Origin of the sequence: Streptomyces diastatochromogenes, from assembly GCF_002242805.1 — a bacterium.
Taxonomy (GTDB): Bacteria; Actinomycetota; Actinomycetes; order Streptomycetales; family Streptomycetaceae; genus Streptomyces; species Streptomyces diastatochromogenes.
This window is the reverse complement of record NZ_MCGQ01000013.1, coordinates 232,410-258,604: the sequence shown is the minus strand read 5'-3', so window position 1 is coordinate 258,604 and position 26,195 is coordinate 232,410. Positions and strand designations below refer to the sequence as shown.

23 protein-coding genes are annotated in these 26,195 nt (G+C 70.7%); 12 read left to right on the top strand and 11 right to left on the bottom strand.

Annotation, left to right across the window (positions count from 1 at the left end; genetic code table 11):
• Positions 1-13 precede the first annotated feature (13 nt).
• The 3 genes from BEK98_RS16015 (at position 14) to BEK98_RS49010 (ending at position 1,640) form a co-directional block, all read left to right on the top strand.
• The gene (locus BEK98_RS16015) at positions 14-697 is read left to right on the top strand and encodes a GDSL-type esterase/lipase family protein (protein WP_094217188.1); all 684 of its coding nucleotides are present in this window, start codon (positions 14-16) and stop codon (positions 695-697) included.
• 88 nt (positions 698-785) lie between these two features.
• On the top strand, positions 786-1,379 hold the full coding sequence (locus BEK98_RS16010) for a Uma2 family endonuclease (RefSeq protein ID WP_094217187.1): 594 nt from the start codon (positions 786-788) through the stop codon (positions 1,377-1,379).
• A gap of 90 nt (positions 1,380-1,469) precedes the next feature.
• The gene (locus BEK98_RS49010; RefSeq protein ID WP_167444179.1) at positions 1,470-1,640 is read left to right on the top strand and encodes a hypothetical protein; all 171 of its coding nucleotides are present in this window, start codon (positions 1,470-1,472) and stop codon (positions 1,638-1,640) included.
• 67 nt (positions 1,641-1,707) lie between these two features.
• Here the strand turns inward: BEK98_RS49010 and BEK98_RS16005 are convergent, their stop codons facing one another.
• Together BEK98_RS16005 and BEK98_RS16000 are read right to left on the bottom strand one after the other, a co-directional pair.
• A complete protein-coding gene (locus BEK98_RS16005; RefSeq protein WP_094217186.1) occupies positions 1,708-2,760 on the bottom strand; it encodes a radical SAM/SPASM domain-containing protein in 1,053 nt (350 codons plus the stop codon).
• 907 nt (positions 2,761-3,667) lie between these two features.
• On the bottom strand, positions 3,668-4,087 hold the full coding sequence (locus BEK98_RS16000) for a hypothetical protein (RefSeq protein WP_094217185.1): 420 nt from the start codon (positions 4,085-4,087) through the stop codon (positions 3,668-3,670).
• Between the two features lie 83 nt (positions 4,088-4,170).
• Here BEK98_RS16000 and BEK98_RS15995 point away from each other — a divergent pair, with 83 nt between their 5' ends.
• The 3 genes from BEK98_RS15995 to BEK98_RS15985 are packed head-to-tail and all read left to right on the top strand — an operon-like array spanning position 4,171 to position 6,176.
• Positions 4,171-4,983, top strand: a complete 813-nt coding sequence (locus tag BEK98_RS15995) for a helix-turn-helix domain-containing protein (protein ID WP_244201870.1) — start codon at positions 4,171-4,173, stop codon at positions 4,981-4,983.
• Positions 4,980-5,153 (top strand): DUF397 domain-containing protein, encoded by a 174-nt coding sequence (locus BEK98_RS15990; RefSeq protein WP_094217184.1) that lies wholly within the window; start codon positions 4,980-4,982, stop codon positions 5,151-5,153. Before BEK98_RS15995 ends, BEK98_RS15990 begins: the two co-directional genes overlap by 4 nt.
• A gap of 30 nt (positions 5,154-5,183) precedes the next feature.
• Positions 5,184-6,176, top strand: coding sequence for an aldo/keto reductase (locus BEK98_RS15985; protein ID WP_094217183.1), 993 nt, complete (start codon positions 5,184-5,186; stop codon positions 6,174-6,176).
• Between the two features lie 138 nt (positions 6,177-6,314).
• Here the strand turns inward: BEK98_RS15985 and thpR are convergent, their stop codons facing one another.
• Positions 6,315-6,887, bottom strand: a complete 573-nt coding sequence (gene thpR / locus BEK98_RS15980; protein WP_094217182.1) for an RNA 2',3'-cyclic phosphodiesterase — start codon at positions 6,885-6,887, stop codon at positions 6,315-6,317.
• Positions 6,888-6,964: 77 nt separating this feature from the next.
• Between thpR and BEK98_RS15975 the strand changes: the two genes are divergently transcribed.
• Complete coding sequence (locus BEK98_RS15975; protein WP_094217181.1) at positions 6,965-7,498, top strand: GNAT family N-acetyltransferase; 534 nt, start codon at positions 6,965-6,967, stop codon at positions 7,496-7,498.
• 21 nt (positions 7,499-7,519) lie between these two features.
• Here the strand turns inward: BEK98_RS15975 and BEK98_RS15970 are convergent, their stop codons facing one another.
• Both BEK98_RS15970 and BEK98_RS15965 read right to left on the bottom strand, forming a co-directional pair.
• A complete protein-coding gene (locus BEK98_RS15970) occupies positions 7,520-8,791 on the bottom strand; it encodes an MFS transporter (protein ID WP_094217180.1) in 1,272 nt (423 codons plus the stop codon).
• A gap of 96 nt (positions 8,792-8,887) precedes the next feature.
• A complete protein-coding gene (locus tag BEK98_RS15965; RefSeq protein WP_094217179.1) occupies positions 8,888-9,325 on the bottom strand; it encodes a MarR family winged helix-turn-helix transcriptional regulator in 438 nt (145 codons plus the stop codon).
• Positions 9,326-9,479: 154 nt separating this feature from the next.
• Here BEK98_RS15965 and BEK98_RS51275 point away from each other — a divergent pair, with 154 nt between their 5' ends.
• Entirely contained in the window at positions 9,480-9,674 is a 195-nt protein-coding gene (locus tag BEK98_RS51275) for a ribbon-helix-helix protein, CopG family (protein WP_094217417.1), read from the top strand.
• Here BEK98_RS51275 and BEK98_RS15955 read toward each other — a convergent pair whose 3' ends face one another.
• Entirely contained in the window at positions 9,675-11,126 is a 1,452-nt protein-coding gene (locus tag BEK98_RS15955) for an NCS2 family permease (RefSeq protein WP_094217178.1), read from the bottom strand.
• A 162-nt stretch (positions 11,127-11,288) separates the two neighbouring features.
• On the opposite strand from BEK98_RS15955, the gene BEK98_RS15950 reads away from it, so the two are divergent.
• Entirely contained in the window at positions 11,289-11,558 is a 270-nt protein-coding gene (locus BEK98_RS15950) for a DUF2530 domain-containing protein (protein WP_094217177.1), read from the top strand.
• Positions 11,559-11,664: 106 nt separating this feature from the next.
• The gene (locus BEK98_RS15945; RefSeq protein ID WP_094217176.1) at positions 11,665-14,061 is read left to right on the top strand and encodes an HAD-IC family P-type ATPase; all 2,397 of its coding nucleotides are present in this window, start codon (positions 11,665-11,667) and stop codon (positions 14,059-14,061) included.
• A 3-nt stretch (positions 14,062-14,064) separates the two neighbouring features.
• On the opposite strand, the gene BEK98_RS15940 is transcribed toward BEK98_RS15945, so the two are convergent.
• Both BEK98_RS15940 and BEK98_RS49980 read right to left on the bottom strand, forming a co-directional pair.
• Positions 14,065-15,627 (bottom strand): FG-GAP-like repeat-containing protein, encoded by a 1,563-nt coding sequence (locus BEK98_RS15940; protein WP_167444178.1) that lies wholly within the window; start codon positions 15,625-15,627, stop codon positions 14,065-14,067.
• Between the two features lie 89 nt (positions 15,628-15,716).
• Positions 15,717-16,184 (bottom strand): hypothetical protein, encoded by a 468-nt coding sequence (locus BEK98_RS49980; RefSeq protein WP_244201869.1) that lies wholly within the window; start codon positions 16,182-16,184, stop codon positions 15,717-15,719.
• Positions 16,185-16,641: 457 nt separating this feature from the next.
• On the opposite strand from BEK98_RS49980, the gene BEK98_RS15930 reads away from it, so the two are divergent.
• Positions 16,642-20,310, top strand: a complete 3,669-nt coding sequence (locus tag BEK98_RS15930; protein ID WP_167444177.1) for an ALF repeat-containing protein — start codon at positions 16,642-16,644, stop codon at positions 20,308-20,310.
• On the top strand, positions 20,307-20,666 hold the full coding sequence (locus tag BEK98_RS15925) for a DUF6086 family protein (protein WP_094217173.1): 360 nt from the start codon (positions 20,307-20,309) through the stop codon (positions 20,664-20,666). The genes BEK98_RS15930 and BEK98_RS15925 overlap by 4 nt, the downstream gene beginning before the upstream one ends.
• A 73-nt stretch (positions 20,667-20,739) precedes the next feature.
• Here the strand turns inward: BEK98_RS15925 and BEK98_RS15920 are convergent, their stop codons facing one another.
• The 3 genes from BEK98_RS15920 to BEK98_RS15910 form a co-directional block, all read right to left on the bottom strand.
• Entirely contained in the window at positions 20,740-21,522 is a 783-nt protein-coding gene (locus tag BEK98_RS15920) for a hypothetical protein (RefSeq protein ID WP_094217172.1), read from the bottom strand.
• A gap of 294 nt (positions 21,523-21,816) precedes the next feature.
• The gene (locus BEK98_RS15915; RefSeq protein ID WP_094217171.1) at positions 21,817-24,945 is read right to left on the bottom strand and encodes a sacsin N-terminal ATP-binding-like domain-containing protein; all 3,129 of its coding nucleotides are present in this window, start codon (positions 24,943-24,945) and stop codon (positions 21,817-21,819) included.
• A gap of 111 nt (positions 24,946-25,056) precedes the next feature.
• Positions 25,057-25,983 carry a DUF3027 domain-containing protein gene (locus tag BEK98_RS15910; protein WP_094217170.1) on the bottom strand — a complete coding sequence of 309 codons (927 nt, stop codon included), beginning with the start codon at positions 25,981-25,983 and terminating at the stop codon, positions 25,057-25,059.
• Positions 25,984-26,195 lie beyond the last annotated feature (212 nt).

Below are 26,195 nucleotides of genomic sequence, written 5' to 3'. Positions count from 1 at the left end.
CCATCATGACCGGATGCTTAGGTTCATGCCCGTGGGCGACTCCATGACGATCGGGAGCGCGGGCGAGCACACGTGGCGTTACCGACTGTGGCGACACCTGTGCGAGTCGTACGGCGGCCCGTTCACCTTCGTCGGCCCGCGCGAGGAGCTGTACGACAAGACGGCCGAGGCACCGACGTCGTACGAGTACGCCGAACCCGGCTTCCCCCGCGCCCACCTGGCCGGCTGGGGCGAGGGCTGGCAGCACATGGCTCCGCTGATCGGGGAGGCCGTGCGCGCGCACCGGCCGGATGTGCTGCTGGTGTCGTTGGGCCTGATCGACCTGGGCTTCTACACGGACGCCGAGCAGACGGCGGAGAACGTACGGGCCTTCGTCGCGGGCGCCCGTGCGGCCCGCCCGCGCATCCGCATGGTGCTGCTGCCGGTGATACCGAACATCCGGGCCACGGCGGACGCCCCCTTCGCCGAGCAGGTGGACCGGTTCAACGTCCTGCTCGCCAAGGCGGTCGCCGACCTGGACGAACCCCGGTCGCCGATGCTGCTGGCCTCGCCGCCGGAGTCGTACGACATCCACGCCGACACGTACGACGGGACGCATCCCAACGCGAGCGGGGAGCACCGGATCGCGGGGGCGTTCGCGGGGGCGATGTGGGAGGCGTGGGGGGTCGGACAACCGTACGAGGCCGGAACAAACTGACCGAATTCCGGCGTCTCCTGGTCACCGTGCGTATCGTTGAACCGCGCGGCTGCACCTGTCCGTGGGGCAGCCGGGGAGGAGCGCCACGATGACCGTCCTGGAAGACAGGATCGAGATGGCCGACGCCGACGCCAACACCAAGCGCTTGGACGAGTGGTTCGAGCGCCTTGAGCGGATGCCCGTCCCCGAAGGATTCAGGGTCGAGATCGTCGGGGGCAACGTCCACACGACGCCGCAGCGGAACACGCATTGGCAGATCACTCGCCAGATCCTGTGGGCCGTCGAAGACAGGTTCGGCAGGGATGTCATGGTCTTCACCGACGTCCGCGTCGATTTCCCCGGCTTCGAGAACGGCTTCTGCCCCGACATCGCCATGCTCAAGGACGCGGCGAAGCCCGACGACACGGGCCACTGGCGCTATCAGGACGTGGAGTTCGTCGCCGAGGTGATCTCCAAGGGCACGGCCGCGAACGACTACGGCCCGAAGAGGACCGCGTACGCGGAAGCCGAGGTCCCGGTCTATGTCGTCGCCGACCCCTATCAAGGGCGCTGCCACGTCTACACCGACCCCAAGGACGGCGACTACGCCGACCCCGTGCGAGTGGACTTCGGCACCGACGTCGACCTGACCGGCACAGTGGTCGACCTCGTCCTCAAGACCGACATGTTTCCCCGCGACTGAGCCTCGCCCTGCCGGGATGTGGCGAACCGGTGTTGCCAAGTCGCTGTGGGACGCCCGGAGAGCAGTCGGCGACTTGGGCCCGCTGGCCCCTTGAGTGGGCTGCGTTCGCATCGTCGGCGAGGGGGCGCGGTCGCGCCTCGCCAGCACGCCGGGTACCGCCTCAAGCAGTGGCACGGTATCGCCACCCGCTACGAGAAGACCGCGACCATCTACCTGACCGGGCTCCACATCGCCGGCATCTTCCTCTGGTCCGCCCGATGATCCAAACGAGAATCCTAGGCGCCCGCCGCCCCGTACTACTCCCCTCGCCGCTCGCGCTTGCTCTCCTCTACTCCTCGACGTCCGGTGTGCAGAACGGGTTGGGGTCGCAGCTCTGCGGGCACGTGTCCGGCTCACAGCTCTGCGGGCAGCCGTCGGGAACACACCTGGGGGTGGGTTCGTCGCCGCCCTGCGGGCAGTCGCCCGGCCCGCAGGGCCCGACGTCCGGTGCGCAGTACGGCTCGGGTTCGTGGTGCTCCGAGGGTTCGCAGGTCTTCGAGCGGTCCGCGTGGGACTGCGCCCGGGGAACCCACACCTCCTCGCGGATGGTCTGACGCATCCGGTCGAGCGGGACACCCCGGAGAATCTGCGCGAGCTCCTCCTCCAGGACGTTGCCGACCGGCCACTCCCGTGCCATGACGCAGGCGTACGCCGTACCGTCGGGGCTCACGCAGAGCCGTCCCCGCCAGCAATGGCCGCACAACCCCGAAAGCTGCGCGTTCTGCGACATGACGTCCTGCGCGCGGCCGAACTCCCGGATGTCGCCCACGCGCACGGAATCGACGCCCATGCCGTGCAGGAAGTCCTTCGTGCGGTCGATGTCGTCCTGGCCCTGGTCGATGGCAATCACCGCGGCGCGGACGGTCACTCCGCGCTCGACGATCCTGCGGAGGTTCCGGACGGTGCGCTCGTGGCTCGACCGCACCTTGGTCACGCGGTCGTGCACCGCTGGGTCGTACGAGTACACCGACGTCGCGAAGGCAACGTCGTGCTCCGCAGCGAAGTCGAGCGTCTCGTCGCTGAGGTGCGTCAGATTGGAGAACACCTCGACGAACTCGTAACCGATGTGCTTCGCCCTAGCCAGGAGGTGGCCGAAGTGCGGGCTCAGCTGCGGCTCCCCGCCGATGAGCTGCACCCTCCGGCACCCGAGCGCGTAGGCGTCCGTCATAACCTTGTCGTAGTCGTCCTTCGATAGAAGGTCGCGGTGGCCGCTCTGCGGGTGGGAGTCCGTGTAGCAGTGCACGCACTGCAGGTTGCAGCGATTCGTCAGCTCCAGCCAGAGGAAGTCCAGCCAGACCGAGTCCTCCTCGCGGACCGGTTCCGCGCAGACCTGACCGCCCATTTCGACCCACACTTCCTAACGTCGGGACCTGCCGCCAGCCCACACCCGCGCCACTGTCTCACCGGTCTCCCGCCGCGGTCCGCGCACATGTACCGGCCAGACAGGTGTTTCGCGGTACCACACCGCGCCACGTCCCTCAACGCGCGGTGCCGGACGCCACGAGCCCATCGTGATCCACAAGAAACGGCCGAAGCGGCTTGCGACGCGTGGTGGGTGAGGCGCGGGAGCAGGGTGGCGGCACGCCGGGTGAGCTAAGCGGCGGGCGGCGGGCGGCGGGTGAGGCGCGGGAGCGGGAAGGCGGCACGCCGGGTGAGTGTGGCGGCTTACGGCCGGCGGGTGGAGGCGTGGGGAGGGGGTGCAGAGCGGTTGGTGTGGCTGGTGCGGTGGCGTGCGGCCGGGCACCCTCCCCGCCGAATGCCACATCAGCCCCTCTGGTCACGCGAGGGCGGAGAGTGGTGCATCCGTCCCAGCCGAAGCCCCATCCACAGGCTCGACCGGCGGTAAGGGCGGTGCACACCTCCGGAGCGTGGGACGAACGCACCACTCACGACCTTACGGAGCGCTTGGGCGGGGCGAATGAAACGGATGGGGCCGATGGGACGGGCGGATGGGACACCACCGCCGACGGCCAGGCCACCACGGCCCACCGGCCGTAAGCCGCCAAGCCCACCCGGCGTGCTGGCGAGGCGCGGCCGCGTCCGCCAACCCCGCCCCGCGACGCAACCAACAGGTGACCGCGAACCCCCTCGGCCACCCGTCTTTCCGGGCCGCTCGCTCGCTTCTCACCCGTGCTGGAGCGGACCGGGTCATGGGTGGCCCGGAGGGCCATCGCCGAAGGCGACGCGCAGCGCCCTTGAGGCGGGCCGTGGAAGCACGACACTGGCCAAGAAGCGAGTGGCCCCAACGGTCACCTCGTAGCGCCGGCCATCTGGCTCACCACCTCGTGCAGCAACTCCCCTGCCACGAAAGGGACTCCCTCCGTCGGCGTCGACCTCCAGTCCAGCGGCCACGTGTCGCCGGTCAGCGCCGGTACCCCCACGTACGCTTGCCAGCCGTTCCCTCGCGTCAGGGTCTGTACGACGGGCGGCCAGCGGTACGACGCCGCGGTCTGCGGGGGCAGGAGGAAGTACATGTTCCGGTCGCCCTTGAACTCGCGGACGATCGGGCCCGCCTCGAAGTCCGTGCCCAGGATCAGTTCCGAGGCGACGCGTTCGCCCAGCGGGCCTCCGATGCGTACGGCGTCGAAGTGGATGCCTGCGTGGCGGAGGGCGTGGCCCCTGTCGGGGATCCAGGTCGGGAGCCAGGGGCTGGAGATTCGCTCGTTCATGCCCTTGATGCTTCCGGCCGCTCACATACTGTGACCAGGGGTACACAGTGTTGGTGCGGGGCTGTGCAGTTGGGGAGGTCGGTGTGCACGCCGGTGAACAGGGCTCGGGAAACCTGGAGATGTTCGGCTCGTTGCTGCGGTTCTTTCGCGAGCGGGCCGGGATGACACAGGAGGGATTGGGCGGGTACGTCGGCTATTCCAAGTCCCAAGTCGCCATGGTGGAGCGGGGAGAGCGGGCTCCGAAGGGGAAGTTCGTAGAGGTCGCGGACGAGACACTGGGTGCACAAGGTGCACTGGTCGCGGCGGGGCGGAAGCTCAAGGTCAGCCGTTTTCCGTCGTGGTTCGAGGACTACGCGGACTTGGAGGCCAAGGCCGTCGCTATCCACATGTACGCGAACCATGTGGTCCCAGGCATGCTTCAGTCTGCGGCGTACGCGCGGGCGATCTTCGTGGCTCAACGCCCGCCCCTGGCGGACGAGGAAATCGAGTCCAGGCTGGCGGCTCGCCTGGACCGACAGCGTGTCCTCGAACGCACACCCTCACCGCTCGTCAGCTTCGTACTGGAAGAGCACACGCTGAAGCGTCCCCTCGGGGGCAGGTGGGCTCTCAGGGATCAGCTGGAGCACATCCTCGACATCGGAAAGCAGCGCAACGTCGAGATCCAGGTGATGCCGACAAGCCGGCAGGACCATGCTTCGCTGAACGGCCCGATGATCCTGCTGGAGACGGACGAGCACAAACAGCTCGCCTACGTCGAAGGGCCAGGTGGCGGCTACTTCGTCAGCGAACAACCGCAGCTGGGTGAGCTGTTCGCGCAATATGGCATTCTGCGAGCCCAGGCTCTCAACCCCGAAGAGTCAGCGGACCTGATCGACAAGGTGGCACGAGATTTATGAGCACCGACCTGGACTGGTTCAAGAGCAGCTACAGCGGTGGCCAGGGTGGCGAGTGCGTAGAGATAGCCCTGACCCCCACCACCATCCACATCCGTGACTCGAAGACCCCAGCCCCCGCCCTCAAAGTCACCCCCACCACCTGGACGACCTTCCTCGCGTCGCTTGCCTAGAGCGCACTCCAAGCCGTTGGCTGGTTACCCATGAAGTACACGCAGCTAGGACGCACGGGACTCAAGGTCAGCCGACTCGTCCTCGGCACCATGAACTTCGGCCCGCAGACCGACGAAGCCGACAGTCACGCGATCATGGACGCGGCGCTGGACGCGGGCATCAACTTCTTCGACACCGCGAACGTGTACGGCTGGGGTGAGAACAAGGGCCGTACCGAGGAGATCATCGGCAACTGGTTCGCCCAGGGCGGCGATCGGCGCGACAAGGTCGTGCTGGCCACCAAGGTGTACGGCAACATGGCCGCCGACGGTGACTCCTGGCCCAACCACGACAAGCTGTCCGCGCTCAACATCCGACGGGCCGTGGACGCCAGCCTGAAGCGGCTGCAGACCGACTACATCGACGTCTACCAGTTCCACCACATCGACCGCCGGACCCCCTTCGAGGAGATCTGGCAGGCCATCGACGTGCTCGTGCGGCAGGGCAAGATCCTCTACGTCGGCTCCTCCAACTTCCCCGGCTACAAGATCGCCCAGGCCAACGAGATCGCCGCCCGGCGCGGCGGCACCATCGGGCTGGTCAGCGAGCAGTGTCTGTACAACCTCGCCGAGCGGCGGGCCGAGATGGAGGTCATCCCGGCGGCGCAGGAGTACGGCCTCGGGGTCATCCCGTGGTCGCCGCTGCACGGCGGTCTGCTCGGCGGTGTGATCAAGAAGGAGGCGCAGGGCGGGCGCCGTGCCTCCGGGCGGGCCGCCGACTCGCTCGCCAACACCGGCATCCGTGCGCAGATCCAGTCGTACGAGGATCTGCTCGACAAGCACGGTGTGGAGCCCGGCGAGGCCGCCCTGGCCTGGCTGCTCACCCGCCCCGGCGTGACCGGCCCGATCGTCGGCCCGCGCACGCCCGAACAGCTGGAGTCGGCCCTGCGGGCCGTGGAGCTGGAGCTGGGCGAGGAGCTGCTGGCGGGCCTGGACGACATCTTCCCGGGTCCGGGTCCGTCCCCGGAGGCCTTCGCCTGGTAGCCGTAGCCGACGGTACGTACAGCGGTGTCGGCGGCGGTCTACCTCCCGACCGCCGCCGACACGGCGACCACCACGAACATCAGCACAAGCACACCGGCCATGATCCGGTTCCGGGTTTTCGGGTCCACGTACCCGAGCCTAACCGGCCCCGCCGAGAGCCCAGCGGGCGACCGTCTCGTACCGGGGCTGCTCGCCGGGCACCCCGGATCTGGGCAGGTTGCTGCGCACCAGGTGCAGCTCGTCCACGGTCCAGGTGCGGCTGGTGAAGTCGCGGAGGCTCTCGACGTACGGCCGTACGTCCACCGAGTCCCGGCTGCGCGCCACCGTCAGGTGGGCCTTGTAGCGGCGGTGCTCCCCCATCGGCACCCCGGCCTTCCGTGCCGCCGCCTCCGTGCGGTCGGCCAGCAGGCGCAGGGTCTCCAGGTCGCCGTCGGCGCCCGTCCACAGGGCCCGTCCGTGGCCGAACTGGCCGCCGCCGGCCAGCGCCAGCGCGAAGGGCTCGGTGCGGTGGGCGGCGCGCTCCAGCCGGTCCGACAGGTCCGGTACGAGTTCGTCGTCGACCTCGCCGTAGAAGGCGAGGGTGAAGTGCCAGCCGGGGCGGCCGGTCCAGCGCAGTCCGTCGGCGCCGGGCAGCCCGCGCAAGACGGCGACCTCGGCGGCGAGTTCGTCCGTCACGTCCTCCGGGGGCAGCACGGCGGCGAAGAGTCTCATGTCGTCACCCTCCCAGGGAACGGATCACCGGGCCATACGGCTGCCCGGAGGCGCCCGGGCCCGGCATGATCAGGTGCATGGAGAAGAACGGGAAGATCAGCATCCGAGAAGGCGGGCCGGACGACGTCCCCGTGATACTCGGCATGTTCGACAGTGCCGTGGAGTGGCTGGTGGCGCAGGGGCGCACCCGGCAGTGGGGCACCACGCCCTGGTCGGAGAACCCGAGGGCGGTGGCCATGGTCACCCGGTACGTCACCGAGGGAGTCCCGTACATCGCCGAGTACGACGGTGTCCCGGCGGCCACGCTGACCCTCACCGACGCGCCCGGCGAGTATCTGCAGCCCGCCGACGAACCCGAGCGCTTCATCCACATCCTCGCCTCGGACCGCCGCTTCAAGGGCCTCGGCACGGGCGCCGCCCTGCTCGCCCACGCGGCCCGGGAGACCCGCCGGGCCGGGATCTCGCTCCTGCGGGTGGACTGCTACGCGGGCGACGACCGCAAGCTGGTCGCCTTCTACGAACGTAACGGCTTCATCCCGACCGAGCCCTTCACCGTCCCCGTCGGCGGGGACGACTGGCCGGGACAGGTCCTGGCCCGGAGGGTCCTGTAGGGACCCCCGGGGGCCGTACGTTCACGCCGCCGTGGCCAGCCGCTCCCGCTCGCGCGGTACGAACCGCACCCGCGGGTGACCGTGGTACCAGCCCACCGCCAGCCGTAGGCCGCCGATGCGGGCCAGGACCAGGCCGATGGTGGCGGCCGCGGCGGTGGAGATGATGCCGCCGACGGCGAAGCCGACGCGGGGGCCGTAGGTGTCGGTGATCCAGCCGACGATCGGTGCGCCCAGTGGCGTACCGCCCATGAACACCATCATGAACAGGGCCATCACCCGGCCGCGCATGGCCGGGTCGGTGGCCATCTGCACGGCCGTGTTCGCGGTGACGTTGACCGTCAGGCCGAAGATGCCGATCGGGACCATGAGCAGCGCGAACAGCCAGTACGACGGGGCCAGCGCGGCCACGATCTCCAGCGCGCCGAAGGCCACCGCGGCGGCGATCAGGACGCGCAGGCGGGCCGTGCCGCGGCGGGCGGCCAGCAGGGCGCCGCCGAGGGAGCCGACGGCCATCAGCGTGTTGAAGAGGCTGTAGGCGCCGGCACCGGCGTGGAAGACGTCGTCGGCGTAGGCCGACAGCCACACCGGGAAGTTGAAGCCGAAGGTGCCGATGAAGCCGACCAGGACGATCGGCCAGATCAGCTCGGGGCGGCCGGCGACATAGCGCAGGCCCTCGCGCAGCTGGCCCTTGCCGCGCGGCGCCCGCTCCACCGCGCGCAGGTCGCGGGCGCGCATCAGCAGCAGGCCGGCGATGGGCGCGGCGAAGGACAGGCCGTTGGCGAGGAACGCCCAGCCGGTGCCCACGCCGGTGATCATCAGGCCCGCGACGGCGGGGCCGACCAGACGGGCGGACTGGAAGTTCGCGGAGTTCAGGCTGACCGCGTTCTGCAGCTGCTCGGGGCCGACCATCTCGGAGACGAAGGACTGCCGGGCCGGGTTGTCCACCACCGTGGCGAGGCCGACGGCGAAGGCGGCGACGTAGACGTGCCAGACCTGGACGTGGCCGGTGAGGGTCAGCGCGGCGAGCGCGAGGCCCGTGACGGCCATGGCGGTCTGGGTGACGAGCAGCGTGGGGCGCTTGGGCAGGCGGTCGACCAGGACACCGCCGTAGAGGCCGAAGAGCAGCATCGGCAGGAACTGGAGGGCCGTGGTGATGCCCACGGCCGCGGAGGAGCCGGTGAGGCTGAGGACCAGCCAGTCCTGGGCGATGCGCTGCATCCAGGTGCCCGTGTTGGACACGACCTGGCCGATGAAGAACAGGCGGTAGTTCCGGATCTTCAGCGAGCTGAACATCGAGGATCTACGAGGGTTGTGGGTGGATGTCGGTGCGGGGGCGGAAGGTGTTCCGGATCCCGTACTCAAAAGGGTTCGCCTCCTTGCGAAACGTGCTTACAGATGGGCGAGCTTCTCCAGCACGGGGGCGGCGGCGCGCAGTTTGGCCCACTCGTCCTCGTCGAGGCCGTCGACCAGGCCGGCCAGGAACGCGTTGCGCTTGCGGCGGCTCTCCTCGAGCATCGCCTCGGCCTGCTCGGTCTGGGTGACGACCTTCTGGCGCCGGTCCTCGGGGTGCGGCTCCAGGCGGACCAGCCCCTTGGCTTCGAGCAGCGCGACGATGCGGGTCATCGACGGCGGCTGGACGTGCTCCTTGCGGGCCAGCTCGCCCGGCGTGGCCGAGCCGCAGCGGGCCAGGGTGCCGAGCACCGACATCTCGGTGGGGCTCAGCGACTCGTCGACCCGCTGGTGCTTGAGCCGACGGGACAGCCGCATCACGGCGGAGCGGAGTGCGTTCACGGCGGCAGCGTCGTCGCCATGGGTAAGGTCCGGCATGTTCTTTAGCGTAACTCATTACTCTCGCTAAAGACCACCGCGACACGCCCGAATGCCCGTGACGCCCGCCACTGAACCGTCTGATCACTCATATGAGTGAGTAGGTTCCAGAAAGTGACGCGCGGGACGGCCCGATGTGGCGACCCTCATACGCATGGGGACCACTGTGCTCAGCCTGCGGATAGACGGGGAGCTTCTCGAAAGGCTCCGGCATCACGCGGCCAGAAGGGGAATGAGCGTGCAGGACTATGTGGTCCGCACGCTCATCCGGGACGACTTCGACGAGCGGTTCCAGGCCGCCGTCGAGGAGACGGAGAAGTTCTACGCGGGGTCACCTGACCCCGGGTGATCAGGTCAGGCCCAGGGCCGGCATCAGGTAGTAGAAGAGGAAGACGGCCGAGACGACGTACATCGGCACCGGGATGTCCTTCCCGCGGCCGGCCGCCAGGCGCAGCACCACGAAGCTGATGAAGCCCATCCCGATGCCGTTGGTGATCGAGTAGGTGAACGGCATCATCAGCATGGTCACGAAGGCCGGGATCGCGATCGTGTAGTCGGCCCAGTCGATCTCCTTGACGGAGTTCGACAGGATCAGGAAGCCGACCGCGATCAGCGCAGGCGTGGCCGCCTGGGACGGGACCATCGTGGCGACCGGGGTGAGGAAGAGGGCCACCGTGAAGAGGCCGCCCGTGACGACGTTCGCGAGACCCGTGCGGGCGCCCTCGCCGACACCCGCCGTGGACTCCACGAACGCCGTGGTCGCCGAGGAGGAGCTGGCGCCGCCCGCCGCGACCGCGAGGCCGTCGATGAAGAGGACCTTGTTGATGCCCGGCATGTAGCCCTGGGCGTCGGTCAGCTTGGCCTCGTCGCTGACGCCCATGATCGTGCCCATGGCGTCGAAGAAGCAGGACAGCAGGACGGTGAAGACGAACAGGACGCCGGTCAGCACGCCGACCTTGGAGAAGCCGCCGAACAGGCTGAACTGGCCGATCAGGCCGAAGTCGGGGGTGGACACCGGGTTGCCCGGCCACTTCGGGACCGTCAGACCCCAGGTCGTCACATGGGCGACCGAGTTGATGATCAGCGCGAGGACGGTCATCCCGACGATGGAGATCAGGATCGCGCCCGGCACCTTGCGCACGATGAGGGCGAAGGTGAGCAGCGCGCCCAGGATGAAGACCAGCACCGGCCAGCCGTTGAGGTGACCGTTGCTGCCGAGCTGGAGCGGCACGGTGGTCTGGGCGGCGTCGGGGATACGGCTGACGAAACCGGAGTCGACCAGGCCGATCAGCATGATGAACAGGCCGATACCGATGGAGATCGCCTTGCGCAGGCCGAACGGCACGGCGTTCATCACGCGCTCGCGCAGACCCGTGGCGACCAGCAGCATCACCACGAAACCGGCCAGCACGACCATGCCCATGGCGTCCGGCCAGGACATCCGGGGCGCCAGCTGGAGCGCGACGACCGAGTTCACGCCGAGACCGGCGGCGAGCGCGATCGGGACGTTGCCGATGACACCCATGAGCAGGGTGGCGAACGCGGCCGTCAGGGCGGTCGCCGTGACCAGCTGGGCGTTGTTCAGGTGATGCCCGTACATGTCCTTCGCGCTGCCGAGGATGATCGGGTTCAGCACGATGATGTACGCCATCGCGAAGAAGGTGGCGAAACCGCCGCGGATCTCACGGGCGAGGGAGCTGCCACGCTCGGAGATGCGGAAGTAACGGTCGAGGGCGCCGAAGGCGGGGGTGCCGCCCGGCTGCTCGGGGGCGGGGACCTTGGCGGGTGCCGAGGTGGACATGCGGAACCTCATCACCTACGGGGTTCCCCCGAGCCCCGTTGGAGTTTCATACGAACAGAAGTGGTCAAAGGCAAACGGTTTCAGTATGAACGTATGACTCTCACATCGCCATCTCCGCGCGTAGACCATTCAGCCCTGGCATCGCCTCGTAAGCTGTGCCCCATGGCTAAGTGGACCCCGAAGCACGAGGCGCCGGAGCCCCTGGAGGGCCCCGTGGTCGCCACCATCACCGGCGGCACGATCGTGTGGTTCGTCCTCTTCCTGGTCCAGCTCCCCTTCTACGGCTGGTACGCCGACCACGACCGCACCTGGTGGCTGTGGACCTGCCTGGCCGGGGCGGGTCTCGGGCTCATCGGCATCTGGTACGTCCGCAAGCGGGACGCGGCGATCAAGAGGGACGCGGCACTGAAGGCGGCCACCGCCGCGGAGTAGCCGGCGGCCCGGCTCTACAACCAGCGCACGACCCGGCTCCTCCCCAGGTCGGAACTTCCGCGCACTCGGCAGGTGAAGGCGCAAATCCGCACGTACCGTCGAATGCATGACCCACATAGACGCGGGCGCGGAACTCGACCCCGTCCATCCCGTGGCCCTACCGGCGACCAGGCCGGCGGGGCTGACCGCCGCCGAAGTGACGGAGCGCCTCGCGCGCGGGCAGGTCAACGACGTGCCGGTGCGCAGCAGCCGCTCCCTGGGCGAGATCGTCCGTGCGAACGTCTTCACCCGCTTCAACGCGATCATCGGCGTGCTGTGGCTGGTCATGCTGTTCGTCGCGCCGATCCAGGACAGCCTGTTCGGCTTCGTGATCCTCGCCAACACCGGCATCGGCATAGTCCAGGAGTGGCGCGCCAAACAGACCCTGGACTCGCTCGCCGTGATCGGCGAGGCCCGGCCCACCGTCCGCCGCGACGGAACCGCCGTCGAGGTGGCCACGAACGAGATCGTCCTGGACGACCTCATAGAGACGGGCCCCGGGGACAAGATCGTCGTGGACGGGGTGTGCCGGGAGGCCGACGGGCTGGAGATCGACGAGTCGCTGCTCACCGGTGAGGCCGATCCGGTCGTCAAACGCCCCGGCGACCAGGTGATGTCCGGCAGCTTCGTGGTCGCGGGCGGCGGCGCCTTCCAGGCGACCAAGGTGGGCCGTGAGGCGTACGCGGCCCAGCTCGCCGAGGATGCCTCCCGCTTCACCCTCGTCCACTCCGAGCTGCGCTCCGGCATCTCCACGATCCTCAAGTACGTGACGTGGATGATGGTCCCGGCCGCGATCGGACTCGTCGTCACCCAGCTGGTCGTGAAGAACAACGACCTGAAGGACGCGATCGCCCGCACGGTCGGCGGCATCGTCCCGATGGTCCCGGAGGGGCTGGTGCTCCTCACCTCCGTCGCCTTCGCCATCGGGGTCATCCGGCTCGGCCGGAAACAGTGCCTCGTGCAGGAGCTGCCCGCCATCGAGGGCCTCGCCCGCGTCGACACCGTCTGCCTGGACAAGACCGGCACGCTGACCGAGGGCGGCATGGACGTCACCGAGCTGCGGACCCTCGACGGTTACGACGAGACGTACGTGCGCAGGGTCCTCGGCGCCCTCGGCGAGTCCGACCCGCGCCCCAACGCCTCCCTCCAGGCGATCATCGACGCCTACCCGGACAGCGAGGAGTGGCGCTGCGTCGAGTCGCTCCCCTTCTCCTCGGCCCGCAAGTACAGCGGCGCCGCCTTCAGCGAGGGCGACGGCGAGGCCAGCACCTGGCTGCTGGGCGCCCCCGACGTCCTGCTCGCCCAGGGCGACCCGGCCCTGGCCGAAACCGAGCGCCTCAACGAACAGGGTCTGCGGGTCCTGCTGCTCGCCCGCGCCACCCGCGACCTGGACGACCCCGAGCCGGCCCGGGGCGCCCGCCCCACCGCCCTCGTGGTGCTGGAGCAGCGGCTGCGGCCCGACGCCGCCGACACCCTGCGCTACTTCGCGGACCAGAACGTCCGCGCCAAGGTCATCTCCGGTGACAACGCGGTCTCCGTCGGCGCGGTCGCCGCCAAGCTGGGCCTGTCCGGTACGACGGTGGACGCGCGCCGGCTGCCGGCCGACCCGCGGGGCATGGCCGAGGCGCTGGACGAGGGGACCGTGTTCGGCCGGGTCACCCCGCAGCAGAAGCGGGACATGGTCGGCGCGCTCCAGTCGCACGGGCACACGGTCGCGATGACCGGCGACGGCGTGAACGACGTCCTCGCCCTCAAGGACGCCGACATCGGTGTCTCGATGGGCTCGGGCTCGGAGGCGACCCGGGCGGTCGCGCAGATCGTCCTGCTGAACAACAGCTTCGCCACGCTGCCCTCGGTGGTGGCCGAGGGCCGCCGGGTCATCGGCAACATCACGCGGGTGGCGACCCTGTTCCTGGTCAAGACGGTCTACTCGGTGCTGCTCGCGGTGCTGGTGGTGTGCTGGCAGGTCGAGTACCCCTTCCTGCCGCGCCACCTGACCCTGCTCTCCACGCTCACCATCGGCGTACCGGCCTTCTTCCTGGCCCTGGCGCCCAACAAGGAACGGGCCCGGCCCCACTTCGTCCGCACGGTCATGCGGTACTCCGTTCCCGGCGGGGTGGTGGCCGGAGTGGCGACCTTCGTGACGTACCTGATCGCCCGGCACCACTACACCGGGCCCGGCGCTCTGGACGCGGAGACCAGCGCGGCGACCCTGACCCTGTTCCTGATCTCCATGTGGGTCCTGGCGATCATCGCCCGCCCCTACACCTGGTGGCGCGTCGCCCTGGTGGCGTCGATGGGCGTCGCCTTCCTCTTCGTGCTCGTCGTCCCGGCCCTGCAGAGCTTCTTCGCGCTGAAGCTGGTGGGCGTGGCGATGCCGTGGACGGCGGTCGGGGTGGCGGTGGTGGCGGCGGCCGCCCTGGAGTTCCTGTGGAAGTGGGTCGACCGCCGCTTCGCGGTGTGAGCGTCAGACGGTGGGCCACATGGTCTTGCCCGGTGCCAGTCCGCCCTTGCCGTTGCCGGCGAACCAGCTCAGCTGGCCGTTGACCTCCATGGAGGCGATGTCGGCCTTGCCGTCGCCGTTGAAGTCGCCGCTCAGCAGGGGCCGGTAGCTCGTCCAGTCGTCGCCGGACCACATCGAGCGGGCCTTGTCGAAGGTGCCGTCGGCCTTGCCCGGGTAGAGGGCCAGGGACCCGCCGGAGGCGGCCGCGGCGATGTCCTCCCGGCCGTCCCCGTTGAAGTCACCCGTGGCGATGTGCTCCTTCTTCCAGGTCTTGTCCGGCCACATCGACTTCTTCTGGTTGACCAGGTTGCCGTCGGCGTCCCGCTTGAAGCTGTACAGGGAGCCGTCGGTCCACTGGACCAGCAGGGTGTCGTGTCCCGGGGTCGAGCCGTGGAGGACGGCGGCCGCGCCGAGTTCCTTCCAGGTGGCGTCGGTCCAGAGCTTCTTCCGGGTCCACATGGGCAGCCCCGGCAGGCGTCGCTGCCCCAGGATCACGTCGCCGTTGTCCTGGACGGTGATCACCTCGAGCCCCGCCTTCGTGTCGAAGTCGCCCGCGAAGACCTGCGACGTCCCGGGGCGCCCGAGCGCGGACAGGTAGCTGCCGAACTCCAGCGTGCCGTCGGGGCGGCTGTAGAAGACCTGGATCGAGTCGTTCGCCATGACCGCCACGACGTCCGTGCGGCCGTCGCCGTTGAAGTCGCCGGTCGTCATGGGGTCCTTGATGTACTTCTGGCGGTTGGTCATCCGCACCCGCTGGACCCAGTCCGCGATGTCGTCCACGCGCGTGGCGACGGCCCCGGTCCGGGTCTCCTGGGAGTTGAGGCAGCCGCCGCTCCAGGAGGCGGTGACCACGGCGGTCAGGTTGCCGCGGGCGTCGAGCACCGGGCCGCCGGCGTCTCCGGGGCACAGGGCGCCGCCGGAGGTGGGCGAGATCGCCAGCGTCGTGGCGCCGACGGAGTCCACGCCGAAGGCACCGGCGTGGGCCTTTCCGGGGGTCCACTCGGTCTTGGTGCGGCCGTACCCGACGGCCCTGAGCTGGTCGCCCTGGGCCGGTGCCGCCGCGTCGAGCTTGGCCGCGGCGATGTCGGGGAACGGACCGTCCAGCGGGTCCTCGATGCTCGGGTCGTCGATGCGCGCCATGACCAGGTCACGGTCCGGGTGCGGCACCAGCTGCAGCACCTTCTGCTTCTCCGGCGCCGTGGCGGGCCGGTTGCCGTCGGCGGTCACCACCGTCGGGTACGGCGGCTTCCCCGCCGGGATCTTCGTCGCGTGCTGGGGGTCGGCCGCGAAGCAGCTGGCGGAGGTGAGCACCCACTGGGGGTCGACCAGGGTGCCGGAGCAGCCGCGTTCGTTGTCCTTGCCGAAGTCGATGTGCAGCTTCACGGTGAACTGGTCGGCGTCATCCGCGACCTGGTCGCCGACGACGGACTGGGCCGGCGATGCGCCCAGGAGTCCGGCCGCGAGACCGGCCGCCAGGACCCCGGCGGTCCACGCCGTGCGCTTCCCGCGCGAACGGGGGTGTGTCACGTTTCCTCGCATCACAAGACGTGCTCTGCGGGTGCAGAGGCCAGTTGGGTCCGTGCGGGGTGTCACGCACGGACGGGGAGATCGGCCGATCAGCCGGTCACGCGGAGTTCGACCAGCACCGACCTGGCACCGCCGACGGTGCCCTCACCGACGGACTCGAAGCCGCCCTGGGGGACGTTGACCGTCGTGGTCCTGCCGTCGGCGGTGAGGTCCGCGCTCACCGGGTGATCGGGGGCCTCCACCGCGAAGACACGCGGGAGTTCGAGGGTGAGGCGGCCGGTCTTGCCCATCGCCTTGAAGCAGTAGGTGCCCTGGCGGCCGACGGAGTCGTCCTTGACCGTGAGCACGCGGATCTGCTGGGCCGTCTGGTCGCAGTCGGCCAGCAGGATGCGGCCGTCGCCCTTCTTCAGCTTGATCCCCTGCTCGGCCAGGATGTGGTCGGCGCCGGGATAGCCGTAGTCCTCGACCGCGACGGGCGGTGTCGACGGGGACGGGGCGGGCGGCGGGTCGTCCGCCGAGGCCACGGATACGCCCGCGAGTGTGGCGATCCCGGCCACGCATATGGACACCACGATTTTTCGGGCATGGAAAGGCACTGAAGGATCCCTTCAGAAAGATTTGCTCGAAATTAGAGATGACCTCAATTGCAGGCGGGCAGGCACCGCTGGAGACGTCGCAAAATAACCCCCGCAATTAAAAGGAAAAGGGGCAGAAGAGGGCCCCGACAAGAGACACTGCTGGTCAGGCAGTGGCAAAGACAGGCCATAGGCTAGTCAAAGACCGGCCATACGTCAACGCGCCATCTTCACGCTTCCCCCAACGAACACCCTTGAGTCCGGGCCGATTTGACGCCATAGAGCGACAAAGAGGGCATGCCGCCTCGGGGTGCCCCGTCGCACCGATTCGGCGGCAGAATCCGATTCGATTTGCAAAGATGAGGGGCGCTACGCTGCCTTCTCCCATATTCGGCGACACACATTCGGGGGCGTCGCCGATGACCGAGACAGGTGTTCAGTGAATCGAAGAACTGACCAGCTCGATAGCGCCGGAAAAGCGGCGCGTCTGATACGCCGAACGGCATTCACCCTGCTCCCCCTGGCCCTGACCGCCGGCCTGCTGGGCACGGCACCCGGCGCGAGTGCCGCACCGGCCGCGAGGAGCGTCCAGGCCGCCGTACAGTCGGCGCAGACCACGGCCGAACAGCGCGGCCGGGTCGTCGACTACTGGAACGACGGCGGCCCCGGCGTCAGGGCGGCGGCCGAGGCGGCACTCACCGGCAGCGACGCCGACGTCCAGGCCTTCCTGGCCGCCGTGGCCGACCTCTCCTTCCAGGACGAACGGGTCAGCGCCGCCCAACTCGCCTCCGTCGGAGGCCCGGAGCTGCTGACCGCGGCCCGCCAGGCGCTCGCCGGAACCCCTGACCAGCTGGCCGACTTCCTGGACGACGGCTGGGAAGACCCCATGGAGCAGGACAACCGGGTCCGGGTCGCCCAGATCATCGACACCTCGGGGCCCAACGTGCAGAGCGCCGGACGGGCCGCTCTCGCCGGCAGCGCCGACGACGTCCGGAAGTTCCTCAACGAGGGCCAGTTCACCCAGCAGGACGAGGACGAGCGGGTCCAGCTCGTCCAGATCATCAGCGTGGGCGGCACCAACGTGAAGGCCGCCGGGCGCATCGCGCTGAGCGGCAGTGCGGCGGACATCCGCGAGTTCCTGGAGGTCGGCCAGTTCGTCGCCCGGGCCAAGGACGAGGAGCACGCCTCGGTCGCCGAACTCGCCGAGCAGGCGAAGGAAGCCGGCCGGCAGGCCGCTAAGGAGACCGCGGCCGCCAAGACCGAGTCCGCCAAGGCGGTCAAGGCCGCCGAGCTGGCCAAGGACGCCGCCCTGGAGGCCCAGGCGGAGGCGAAGGCCGCCAAGGACGACACGGACCGCGCCGCGCGCGCCGCCAAGCGGGCCGCCACGGCGGCGTCCCAGGCCGCGGCCTCCGCGCAGCGGGCGATCGAGGCGGCCAACGCCGCGAACACCTCGGCCCGCGTCGCCGCGAACGCGGCCGCGCAGGCGGCCGCCGCGGCGGCCGGCGCCTCACAGGCCGCCTCCCGCGCCCGCAACTCCGCCGCCGACGCCGCGGTCGACGCCAAGAAGGCGGACGCCGCGCGCAAGGCGGCCGAGGACGCCGACAAGGCCGCCCAGGGAGCCGAGAAGGCAGCCGAAGCCGCCGACCAGGCGGCCAAGGCCGCCGACGCGGCCGGTGACGCCGCCCACTCGGCGGCCAGCGCGGGCGCCAACGCCAAGGCCGCCGCCGACGCGGCCGCCGACGCCGGCACCTACGCGGGCCAGTCGAGCGCCGAAGCCGCCGAGGCGCGCGCCGCCGCGGCCGCCGCGCGGCGCCACGCCGCCGAGGCCAACCGTGCCGCCGACGCGGCCGAGTCGCTGGCGCGCAAGGCGGGCAAGGCCGCCCGCGAGGCCCGGGACGCCGCGACGTCCGCGGCCACCCACGCACGGAACGCCGGCAAGGCGGCCCGGGAAGCGGCCGAGCACGCCGGTGAGTCCGCGAAGGCCGCGACCCGGTCCACGGAACACGCCAACGCCGCGACCGAGGCCGCCAACGCAGCCACCGCCGCCGTGACCAAGGCCCAGGAGATCTACACCCTCGCCCGTCAGGTCGAGGCCGAGGAACTGCAGGGCCGCACCAACGCCGGCATCGAACGCGCCCGGGACGACAAGGAGCAGGACGACGCCCGGGTCGCCGCGCAGGCCGCGCTGGAGAAGGCCGCGAAGGACCGGCAGACCGAGCGGGACCGGCTGGTGGCCGAGGCCGCCAAGCCCGACGCGGACCGCGCCGCCGTCGCCAAGCAGGGCCGCGTTCTCGCCGTACGCGTGATGAAGGGCGGTACGGCCTGGGGCCGCGGCGCGGCCGAAGCCGCGCTCGGCGGGACCGACGAGGTCGTCGTCGACTACCTGCGCAACGGCTGGAAGACCGCCGAGCAGCAGGACCAGCGGTCGTACGTGGAGCGCCTCGCGGAGGAGAGCGAGGACAAGACCGTACGGGACGCGGCCGAGACCGCTCTGGACGGCGACGCCGCCGCCATCAGCGCGTTCGTGGACAACGGCCAGTACCAGGTGGGCGCCGAGAGCATGCGCGTCGCCATCGCCCAGGTGCTGGACGGGGCCGGTCCCGTGCTCAGCGACGCGGGCCGCAAGGCCCTCGGCACCGGGGACCCGAAGAAGTTCAGCGAGTTCCTGATCACCACGCAGCACACCGCGCGGACGCAGGACGAGCGGGTGCGGGCGGCGCAGCTGATCGACAGCGGCACCCCCGAGCTGAAGTCCGCCGCGCGGATCGCCCTGGAGGGCTCGCCGCAGGCCCTGCACGCCTTCATCGTCTCCGGCCAGTACAAGGCGCTGCGCAAGGACTACCTGGCCGCCACCCACGTGGCCCAGGTGCAGAAGCTGATCGCGGACGCGTCGAAGGTGGCCGCCACCGCACGGCAGAACGCCGCCACGGCCCAGAAGGTGGCCGCGACCGCCCGCAAGGCGTCCGACAAGGCCACCGAGTGGGCGAAGGAGGCGAATACCGCGCAGAGGGACGCGGAGAACTACGCCAAGAAGGCCGACCAGTACGCCAAGGACGCCGAGACGTCCGCAGCACAGGCCGCCGCCTCCGCCAAGACGGCCCGCGACGCGGCCAAGCGCGCCGACGCCGACGCGGCCGACGCGGCCAGGTCGGCGGCGGACGCCACGCTCTCCTCTGAGTCCGCCCAGGCGGCCGCGTCGAACGCCTCGTACTACGCCGACCAGGCGTGGAAGTCCGCGGTCGCGGCGGGCAAGGACGCCGACGCCGCGATGAAGGCGGCGACCGACGCGTTCAAGGTCTCGGTGAAGAAGTACCAGGAGGAGGCGGAGGCCCGGCGCAAGGCCGCCGTGGAGGCCAAGGAGAAGGCCAAGAACGACAACGGGGCGCGCGCCCGTGAGCTGTACCGCTGCCAGCAGGGGCTCATCCCCTGCGACCCGCAGGGCTTCGCCCGCTGGTGCCAGCACCAGGAGGTCTACTGCGACATCCTCGCCCACGGCAAGGAGTTCGGTGAGGCCGCGGAGGCGCTGTGGAACGTGGAGAAGGAGCTGCTGGGCCTCGGCCAGTACGAGGCCTGCATGGAGCAGAAGGACCTCGGCGCCTGCGGCAACCTCGCGGTGGACGCCCTGCTCAGGAGCAAGTTCAAGGTCCTGGACCGGATCTACGAGGAACTGAAGCTGCTGAAGAAGGGCTGCAAGCTGGTCTCCAAGGCCTCCTTCGCCCGCCCCGCTTCGCTGCGGACGTCGGCACGGGCCTCTGCCGCCGGGAGCAATCCCGCCAAGTGCCTCGAAGGCCTGAAGGACCACGACGTCTACGACCCCGTCTCCGGGAACCGGATCACCGACATCGACCTCTTCGAGAACGGTGTGATGTGGGAGCTGAAGACGGCGATCTACGCTGACGACAAGTGGCTCGACGACAAGGTCAACAAGAAGCTCGCCGCCTATCTCAGGTGCCGCGAGCTGCTCCCCGGCTACGAGGGCGCGCCCATCGGGTTCCGCTTCACCAGGTCGGGGATGGACCCACGGTTCCGGACGGCTCTGCAGGAGCGGTTCAAGCAGCTCAGGGAGAAGTACCCGGACCTCGACCTCAGGCTGGAGATCGCAGATTGAGTTACCCCTTCGAACGCGGCGACGAGACACTCTGGGACGCGGGCTACCACAGCGGGCAGCTGTACTTCGCGCTCGCCCGGGGAGCGGCCGAGTTCCTCGACGTGGCGCCGGGGCTGACCCCCACGCCGCAGGGGAGCTGCGCGGTGGACGGCGAGGTGTTCCAGGTCTTCGTGCAGCGCCTGTACGAGCTGTACACCTCAAGTCCCAACGAGGTCCTGCGGGGACTGGGGCACGGCCTGCTCGTCACCTCGCTCGTCCTGCTGGACCGGACGGGCGGACGGATCGCCGTACGACCCCAGGACGCGGCGGCCCTCGATGAGGCGAAGGCGGCTCTCGCCCGGACCATGGCGTCGTAGGAGCCGCACGACCACCACGTGACCGGGGGCCGCCTGCCAAGGCGGCCCCCGGTCTCATGTGTACGGCGGAGGGTTACTGCACGTCGACGTAGTCCCACGCGGCGCTGACGCCGGACGTGGTCGTCGTACCCGCGAAGCTGTAGCGGTAGGAGCCGTCGGAGCCGGCCGTGACGGTGGTCTTCAGGGCGCCCGTGGAGGACGACGTGATGGTCTTGACGGTGGTGTAGGTGGTGGTGCCCGCCTTCTTGAACTGGAGCTTCACCGACTGGCCGCCGAAGGCGACGTACTTGCCGGACTCCCAGTTGGCGCGGGTCAGCTTGCCGGTGACCGTGAGGGTCGCGCCCTTCTTGACCGGCTCGGGGGTGGCGTCGGCGGTGAGCTTGGCGGCGCGGCGGACCGGGATGGTGCCCAGGTCGCTCTGCCACTTCATGGCGTGGGTCGTCTTGTCGACGGCGAGCCCGCCCTCCTTCCAGGTGCCGGCGTCCGAGTTGTACAGCTCGGCGGCGGGGAGGGTGATCGTGGCCGAGCAGTTCAGGGTGGTCGAGGAGACCTTGGTGCAGGTGCCCGGCTCGTCGCTGATGACCTGGGTGTCGGCGTCCTTGGCCGAGGTGCCGCGGTAGAGGACCGGGCCGGTCTCGATGTTGCTGACGGAGACGGTGGAGGGGTGCGTCAGGGTGTAGGTCGCCTTCACCTCGACCGTGGAGGTCGCGCCGATGGTGATCGCCTTGCCGCTGTTGACCTTCATGTTCGAGAAGGTCACGTTCGGGGCCGCGGTGGCCGCGTGCGCGGCGGGGACGGCGAAGGCGGAGAGGGCCAGGGCGCCGGAGACGGCGGCCACGGTGGCACGTATGCGCATGTGCGTTCCCCTGGAGGGAGAAGTGATCGTGGAGTCGGTTGACTCACGCGATCAGATCCGTGAGGGGAGTGGCTGGTTGTACGTCAAGAGCTGCTCCCGGCCAGATTTTGGCCGCGTATTGCCAGCTCATGGCTCAAGTGAGAGGAAACGTTCCGGCTCCGGAAACGGCAGGTGTCCGGAGCCGGAACTCGGTGCTTACTGCCCGCGAAGGGGAAGTCGACCTTCGGGTCGATCGTCACCGAGGCGGTGCGGGTGAGCTTGCCGGTCGTCTGAATGCCGTTGTCGGGGCCGAGGTCAGTCGAACCACCGGTCCCGCGCCAGCTCCTCCGTCCGCGACGGGTCCTCCAGCAGGGCCGCCACCTCGAAGCGGCGCGGCCACTGGCCCGCCGCCCAGGCCAGGCCCGCGGCGACGCCCTCCAGGGTGGCCGCGTGCAGGACGCCGTCGCCGGTCAGCCGCCAGTCGATCTCCACGCCGTCGACGACCAGTTCCTCGTGCTCGACGTAGGTGTCGGGGGTCCGCGGACCGAGCAGCACCCGCACCGGGTCCGGCACGTCGTGCTCGGCGCCCTCGGAGGTCACCTCGCCGGTGACGGACTCGCTCAGCCGCCGCACCTGGAACAGCTCGGCCAGCTCGGCGGCCCGGGACGGGCGGACCGGCAGCAGCGGGACACCGGAGGTGAAGGGCAGCAGATCGGGCGAGTCGACCACGACCGCGTCGGCCGCGTCCACCACCGTCACCCGCCCGTCGGTCACGGCCCGCAGGTCGTCCGGCAGGGTCACCTGCTCCGGCTCCAGCTCGGCCAACGCACCGTACAAGCCGTGCAGTTGGGCTGCGGTGACCGGCCGCTCCGGCTCGGCGAGGCGCTCCAGCAGCTCGGCGGCGCCGCCGGGTTCGTCCAGCAGGGCGGCCACCGAGGTCCGCACGCCCAGCGCGCGCAGCACCTGCTCGTCGTCGAAGCCGGTCGCGTCGGCCTCGTCGTACAGGCCGCGCAGCAGCGGGTCCCCGCCGGCCGCGAGCAGACCGGCCGGACGGCGGCCGTCGAGCACCGGGTGCCCGCGCAGCCACCACGCCGTGTACGGGCGTACGACCTCGTGGGTGCCGTCGGGCAGCAGGATCCGCACCGGCTGGGTGAGCGCGTCACGCAGCGGCGGGCGGGCGAGCAGGGACAGGGCCTCGGGCCAGTGGTCGTCGTCCACCAGGTCGAGGTCCCGTACGGCGACGAGTTCGGTGGCGACCGGAGGCACCGGGCTGTCCGGGAAGCGGTCGAGGATGTCCTCGCACCACACGTCCACGGCGTCCAGCAGACCCGCGTCGTCCGGCTCGGCGAAGTCGCCCTCCCGGGGCTCCAGTTCGTCCGGGTCGAGGACCACGTCCGTGGCCCGCACCAGCGCGAAGTCCGCGAGGACACCACAGGCGGTGAGCGGCTGCTCGCCCCACTTCGCAGCCAACTCGGCGTCCACGGCGGCCAGTTCGTCCTCGCGGATCACCCGGGCGAAGGGGCTGCCGGGGAAGACCAGCTCGCCCGCCGGGGCGAGTTCGCCGTCCTCGTCGGGCAGCGCGAGGGCACCCAGCCAGGGCTCGTCACCGGGCTCCAGACCCGCGTCGCGCACCAGGGCGAGGACGGTGTCGGCCAGCTCCTCGGCGTCGGGAGCGTCCTCCTCCCACAGCGCCCCGCCCTCGTCGTCCAGGGAGTTCGCCACCGCGGCCCGCACCTGCGGGGTGGTCAGCACCGCGCGCGGGGACGCGGGCAGCGCGCCCAGCTTCTCCAGCAACGGGTGCGCGGCGTCCTCGTGGGCGACCTTGAGCCCCAGTCGGCCCAGGATGTCCGGATCGATGGGCGCGGCGTCCGCCGTGGGCAGCAGGACCTGCCGGGGCCCGATGGTCGTACGACCGTCCGCGAGGGGCACCGGAAGTCCCGAGAGCCGGTCGGGGTCGACCCCGGCGAGGCTGTCGTAGAGCCGCCACCACCACTCGGGGTCCTTCTCCAGACCGGCGAGCCGGTCGACGGCGTCGGCGAGCGGGAGCCGGGCGACCCCGAGGGTGCGCAGCTCCACGCGGCGCTCCAGCCCCGCCGGGAGCAGCGTGGGCAGCACCTCGGCGAGAACCCGAACGGTGTCCGCCCCGGCGCCCTCCACCACCTCGGCGTCCCGCGGCCGCAGCGCGTGCGGAAGCTCGTCGTCGGTCTTGGAGTCGACGGCCGGTGGCAGGAACGCGGTACGCGGCAGCCGCTCCAGGACGGCCTGCCGCAGCGCGCCGTCCAGCTCGCCCTTGCCCAGCGGCCCGGGTACGAGGTCGATCACGCCCTCCGTCACGGGCCGCCATTCGGCGAGCAGTTCGGCGTAGGCGTCCGCCGCCCGCTGCACCAGGAAGTCGGTCAGCGGACCGGGGGCCGCGTGCCGGCGGGTGGTGTCCAGCGGGAAGGAGGCGATGAGCAGGGCGGGGACACCGAGGGGCTCGTCGCTGGGCGTGGGGGCGTGCACGACCGGGCTGGTGCGCGGCCGGACCGGGCGGCCGTCGGCGTCCGCCGGTACGGCCCAGGTCACCGACCAGTGCGGGCGCAGGCGCTCCTCCACCGGGCGGTCGGCGAGCAGGTCAGGGGTGAGCGGCCCGTGCGCGGAGACGGTACGCCAGTGCGTGGTCCCGTCCCGTGAATCCTCTACGACGGTGACGTCGCCCTCGGTGCGGCGGCGGAGGGTGCGCGGGGCGCCGCCGTCGACCTCCACCACCACTTCCTCCAGGCCGGGCAGAGCGAGGAGCAGGGCGTCGTCGACGGCGCCCAGGAGGCGCTCGGCGAGGTCGGCGGCGGCGGTGTCCCGCAGGGGCAGGATGACGGCGGTGTCGTACGGCTCCGGGGCGGATCCCTCGGCGGCGAACGGGAGGCGGAGCAGCGGGACGTGTCCGTCACGGCGGCGGATCTCGTCACCGAGGCCGGGGCTGTGCCGGGCCGTGTCGGCGGCCAGCTCGCGCGCCTCGGCCAGGGCCCAGCGGACACCCCCGTGCCGGCCGACGATCGCGGGCTCGTCGGTGACGGAGAGTACGGCGGCGAAACCGACACCGAACCGGCCCACGGCGCCGTGGGTGTCCTGGGCGTCCCGTTTGGCCGAGGCCCGCAGGGTGGACAGCGACTCGACACCGGTCGCGTCCAGGGGGGCGCCGGTGTTCGCCGCGACCAGGACGCCGTCGCGGAGGGTGAGACGCAGCCGGCCCGGTGTCCTCGCCCGGGCTGCGGCGTCGGCGGCGTTCTGGGCCAGCTCCACCACGAGCCGGTCCCGGTAGCCGCCGAGGACCAGGTCCTCCTCGGCGTTGGCGTCCTCACGGAACCGGGCGGGACTGGTGGCCCAGGCGTCGAGGACACCGCGGCGCAGACGGGCGGTGCCGAAGGGGTCGGCGCCCTCGGCCGCCGGCCGCACGTACTTGCTCACGTTCACTCTCCTCGTCGACGTGAGGACGAAGGTACAGCGAGTACGGCAGGGGGACCGAAGGCACAGGTCAGGACCCGGAGACGGAGGAAAGGGGCGCCCGGACCGCTGCGGCTACGAGTGGCCGAGTTCCGCTGCCTCCGCGTCGCCCGCCTCCGGGACCGAGCCCGAGTCGGGGGCCGGGCGGAGCGGGAAGACGTCGACCTTCAGCTCGTCGATCACCGGCGCGGCGGGCTGGGGCGGCTTCGGCATGACCGCGGCCTCCGAGTGGCCGCCGCAGCCGTACGCCAGGGAGACCACGCGGCCGTCGGCCGGGGAGAACTCGTTGGCGCAGACGCCGAAGGCCTGGCCCAGGGAGCCGCCGATGGGGTTGAGGAAGCCACAGGTCAGACAGGTCGCCGGGGCCGCCTGGGCCATCGGGGTCTTGGGGCCGAAGCCCTCCTCCCAGCGGTCGGCCGCGGTGTGCAGGCCGTAGCGGGACAGGACGCGGGCGCGGCGCAGACCCAGTTCCTGGGCCACCGCGGCGATCGAGCCGCGGGTGGGGACCGTCGGCTGGGTGGCGGGCGTACCGCGCGTCACGTCGGCGTCCTCGGCATCCGCCAGCTCGACCATGTCCTGCGACATCACGGAGTTCGGCAGGGGCTGCTCCTCGCCCGTGTAGCCGGGCTCCAGGCGGAGGTCCTCCTGGTCGGTGGGGAGCAGGTCGCCGGGGCCGAGGTCGCCGGGGCGCAGGCGTTCGCTCCACGGGACCCACTCGGGGGCGAGGAGGGCGTCGGGGCCGGGGAGGAGGACCACCTCGTCCAGGGTCACGATCTTCGCGCGGGAGGCACGGGCCACGGTCGCCGCCCAGCGCCAGCCGCGGTAGCCCATTTCCTTGCACTCGAAGAAGTGCGTGACGACTCGGTCGCCCTCCGCGACCAGGCCGACGTGCTCACCGACAACTCCGGGCGCGGCGGCCTCCTCGGCGGCGGCGCGGGCGAGGTCCATGGCCTCGGCGCACAGACGGTCGGGGGTGCGGCTTCGCGTTGTCGCTGCGCTCACAGGTATCGCTTCTCTCCTACGCCGTCTGCAATGAGTGCGGCTGCCTCCGGCGGTCAGGCGGACGGAGCGGACCGGGGGACCGCATCAACGTCTGCATCCGACTCGCGCTCGGGCGCACCTCTGCCATCCATTGTGCGTTATGGCTGAGATACGCACGCTACCTCGTCGTCGGTGGTCGGGAACAGTCCGGCGCTACGCGGCGATGTTTCCCA

Coding starts and splice junctions, on each gene's coding strand:
- BEK98_RS15945 (WP_094217176.1), top strand. CDS start 11,665: ATGACCCACATAGACGCGGGCGCGGAACTCGACCCCGTCCATCCCGTG.
- BEK98_RS15965 (WP_094217179.1), bottom strand. CDS start 9,325: ATGCCGGACCTTACCCATGGCGACGACGCTGCCGCCGTGAACGCACTC.
- BEK98_RS51275 (WP_094217417.1), top strand. CDS start 9,480: ATGGGGACCACTGTGCTCAGCCTGCGGATAGACGGGGAGCTTCTCGAA.
- BEK98_RS15975 (WP_094217181.1), top strand. CDS start 6,965: ATGGAGAAGAACGGGAAGATCAGCATCCGAGAAGGCGGGCCGGACGAC.
- BEK98_RS16000 (WP_094217185.1), bottom strand. CDS start 4,087: ATGAACGAGCGAATCTCCAGCCCCTGGCTCCCGACCTGGATCCCCGAC.
- BEK98_RS15950 (WP_094217177.1), top strand. CDS start 11,289: ATGGCTAAGTGGACCCCGAAGCACGAGGCGCCGGAGCCCCTGGAGGGC.
- BEK98_RS15990 (WP_094217184.1), top strand. CDS start 4,980: ATGAGCACCGACCTGGACTGGTTCAAGAGCAGCTACAGCGGTGGCCAG.
- BEK98_RS15955 (WP_094217178.1), bottom strand. CDS start 11,126: ATGTCCACCTCGGCACCCGCCAAGGTCCCCGCCCCCGAGCAGCCGGGC.
- thpR (WP_094217182.1), bottom strand. CDS start 6,887: ATGAGACTCTTCGCCGCCGTGCTGCCCCCGGAGGACGTGACGGACGAA.
- BEK98_RS15985 (WP_094217183.1), top strand. CDS start 5,184: ATGAAGTACACGCAGCTAGGACGCACGGGACTCAAGGTCAGCCGACTC.
- BEK98_RS16015 (WP_094217188.1), top strand. CDS start 14: ATGCTTAGGTTCATGCCCGTGGGCGACTCCATGACGATCGGGAGCGCG.
- BEK98_RS16010 (WP_094217187.1), top strand. CDS start 786: ATGACCGTCCTGGAAGACAGGATCGAGATGGCCGACGCCGACGCCAAC.
- BEK98_RS15920 (WP_094217172.1), bottom strand. CDS start 21,522: ATGCGCATACGTGCCACCGTGGCCGCCGTCTCCGGCGCCCTGGCCCTC.
- BEK98_RS15970 (WP_094217180.1), bottom strand. CDS start 8,791: ATGTTCAGCTCGCTGAAGATCCGGAACTACCGCCTGTTCTTCATCGGC.
- BEK98_RS16005 (WP_094217186.1), bottom strand. CDS start 2,760: ATGGGCGGTCAGGTCTGCGCGGAACCGGTCCGCGAGGAGGACTCGGTC.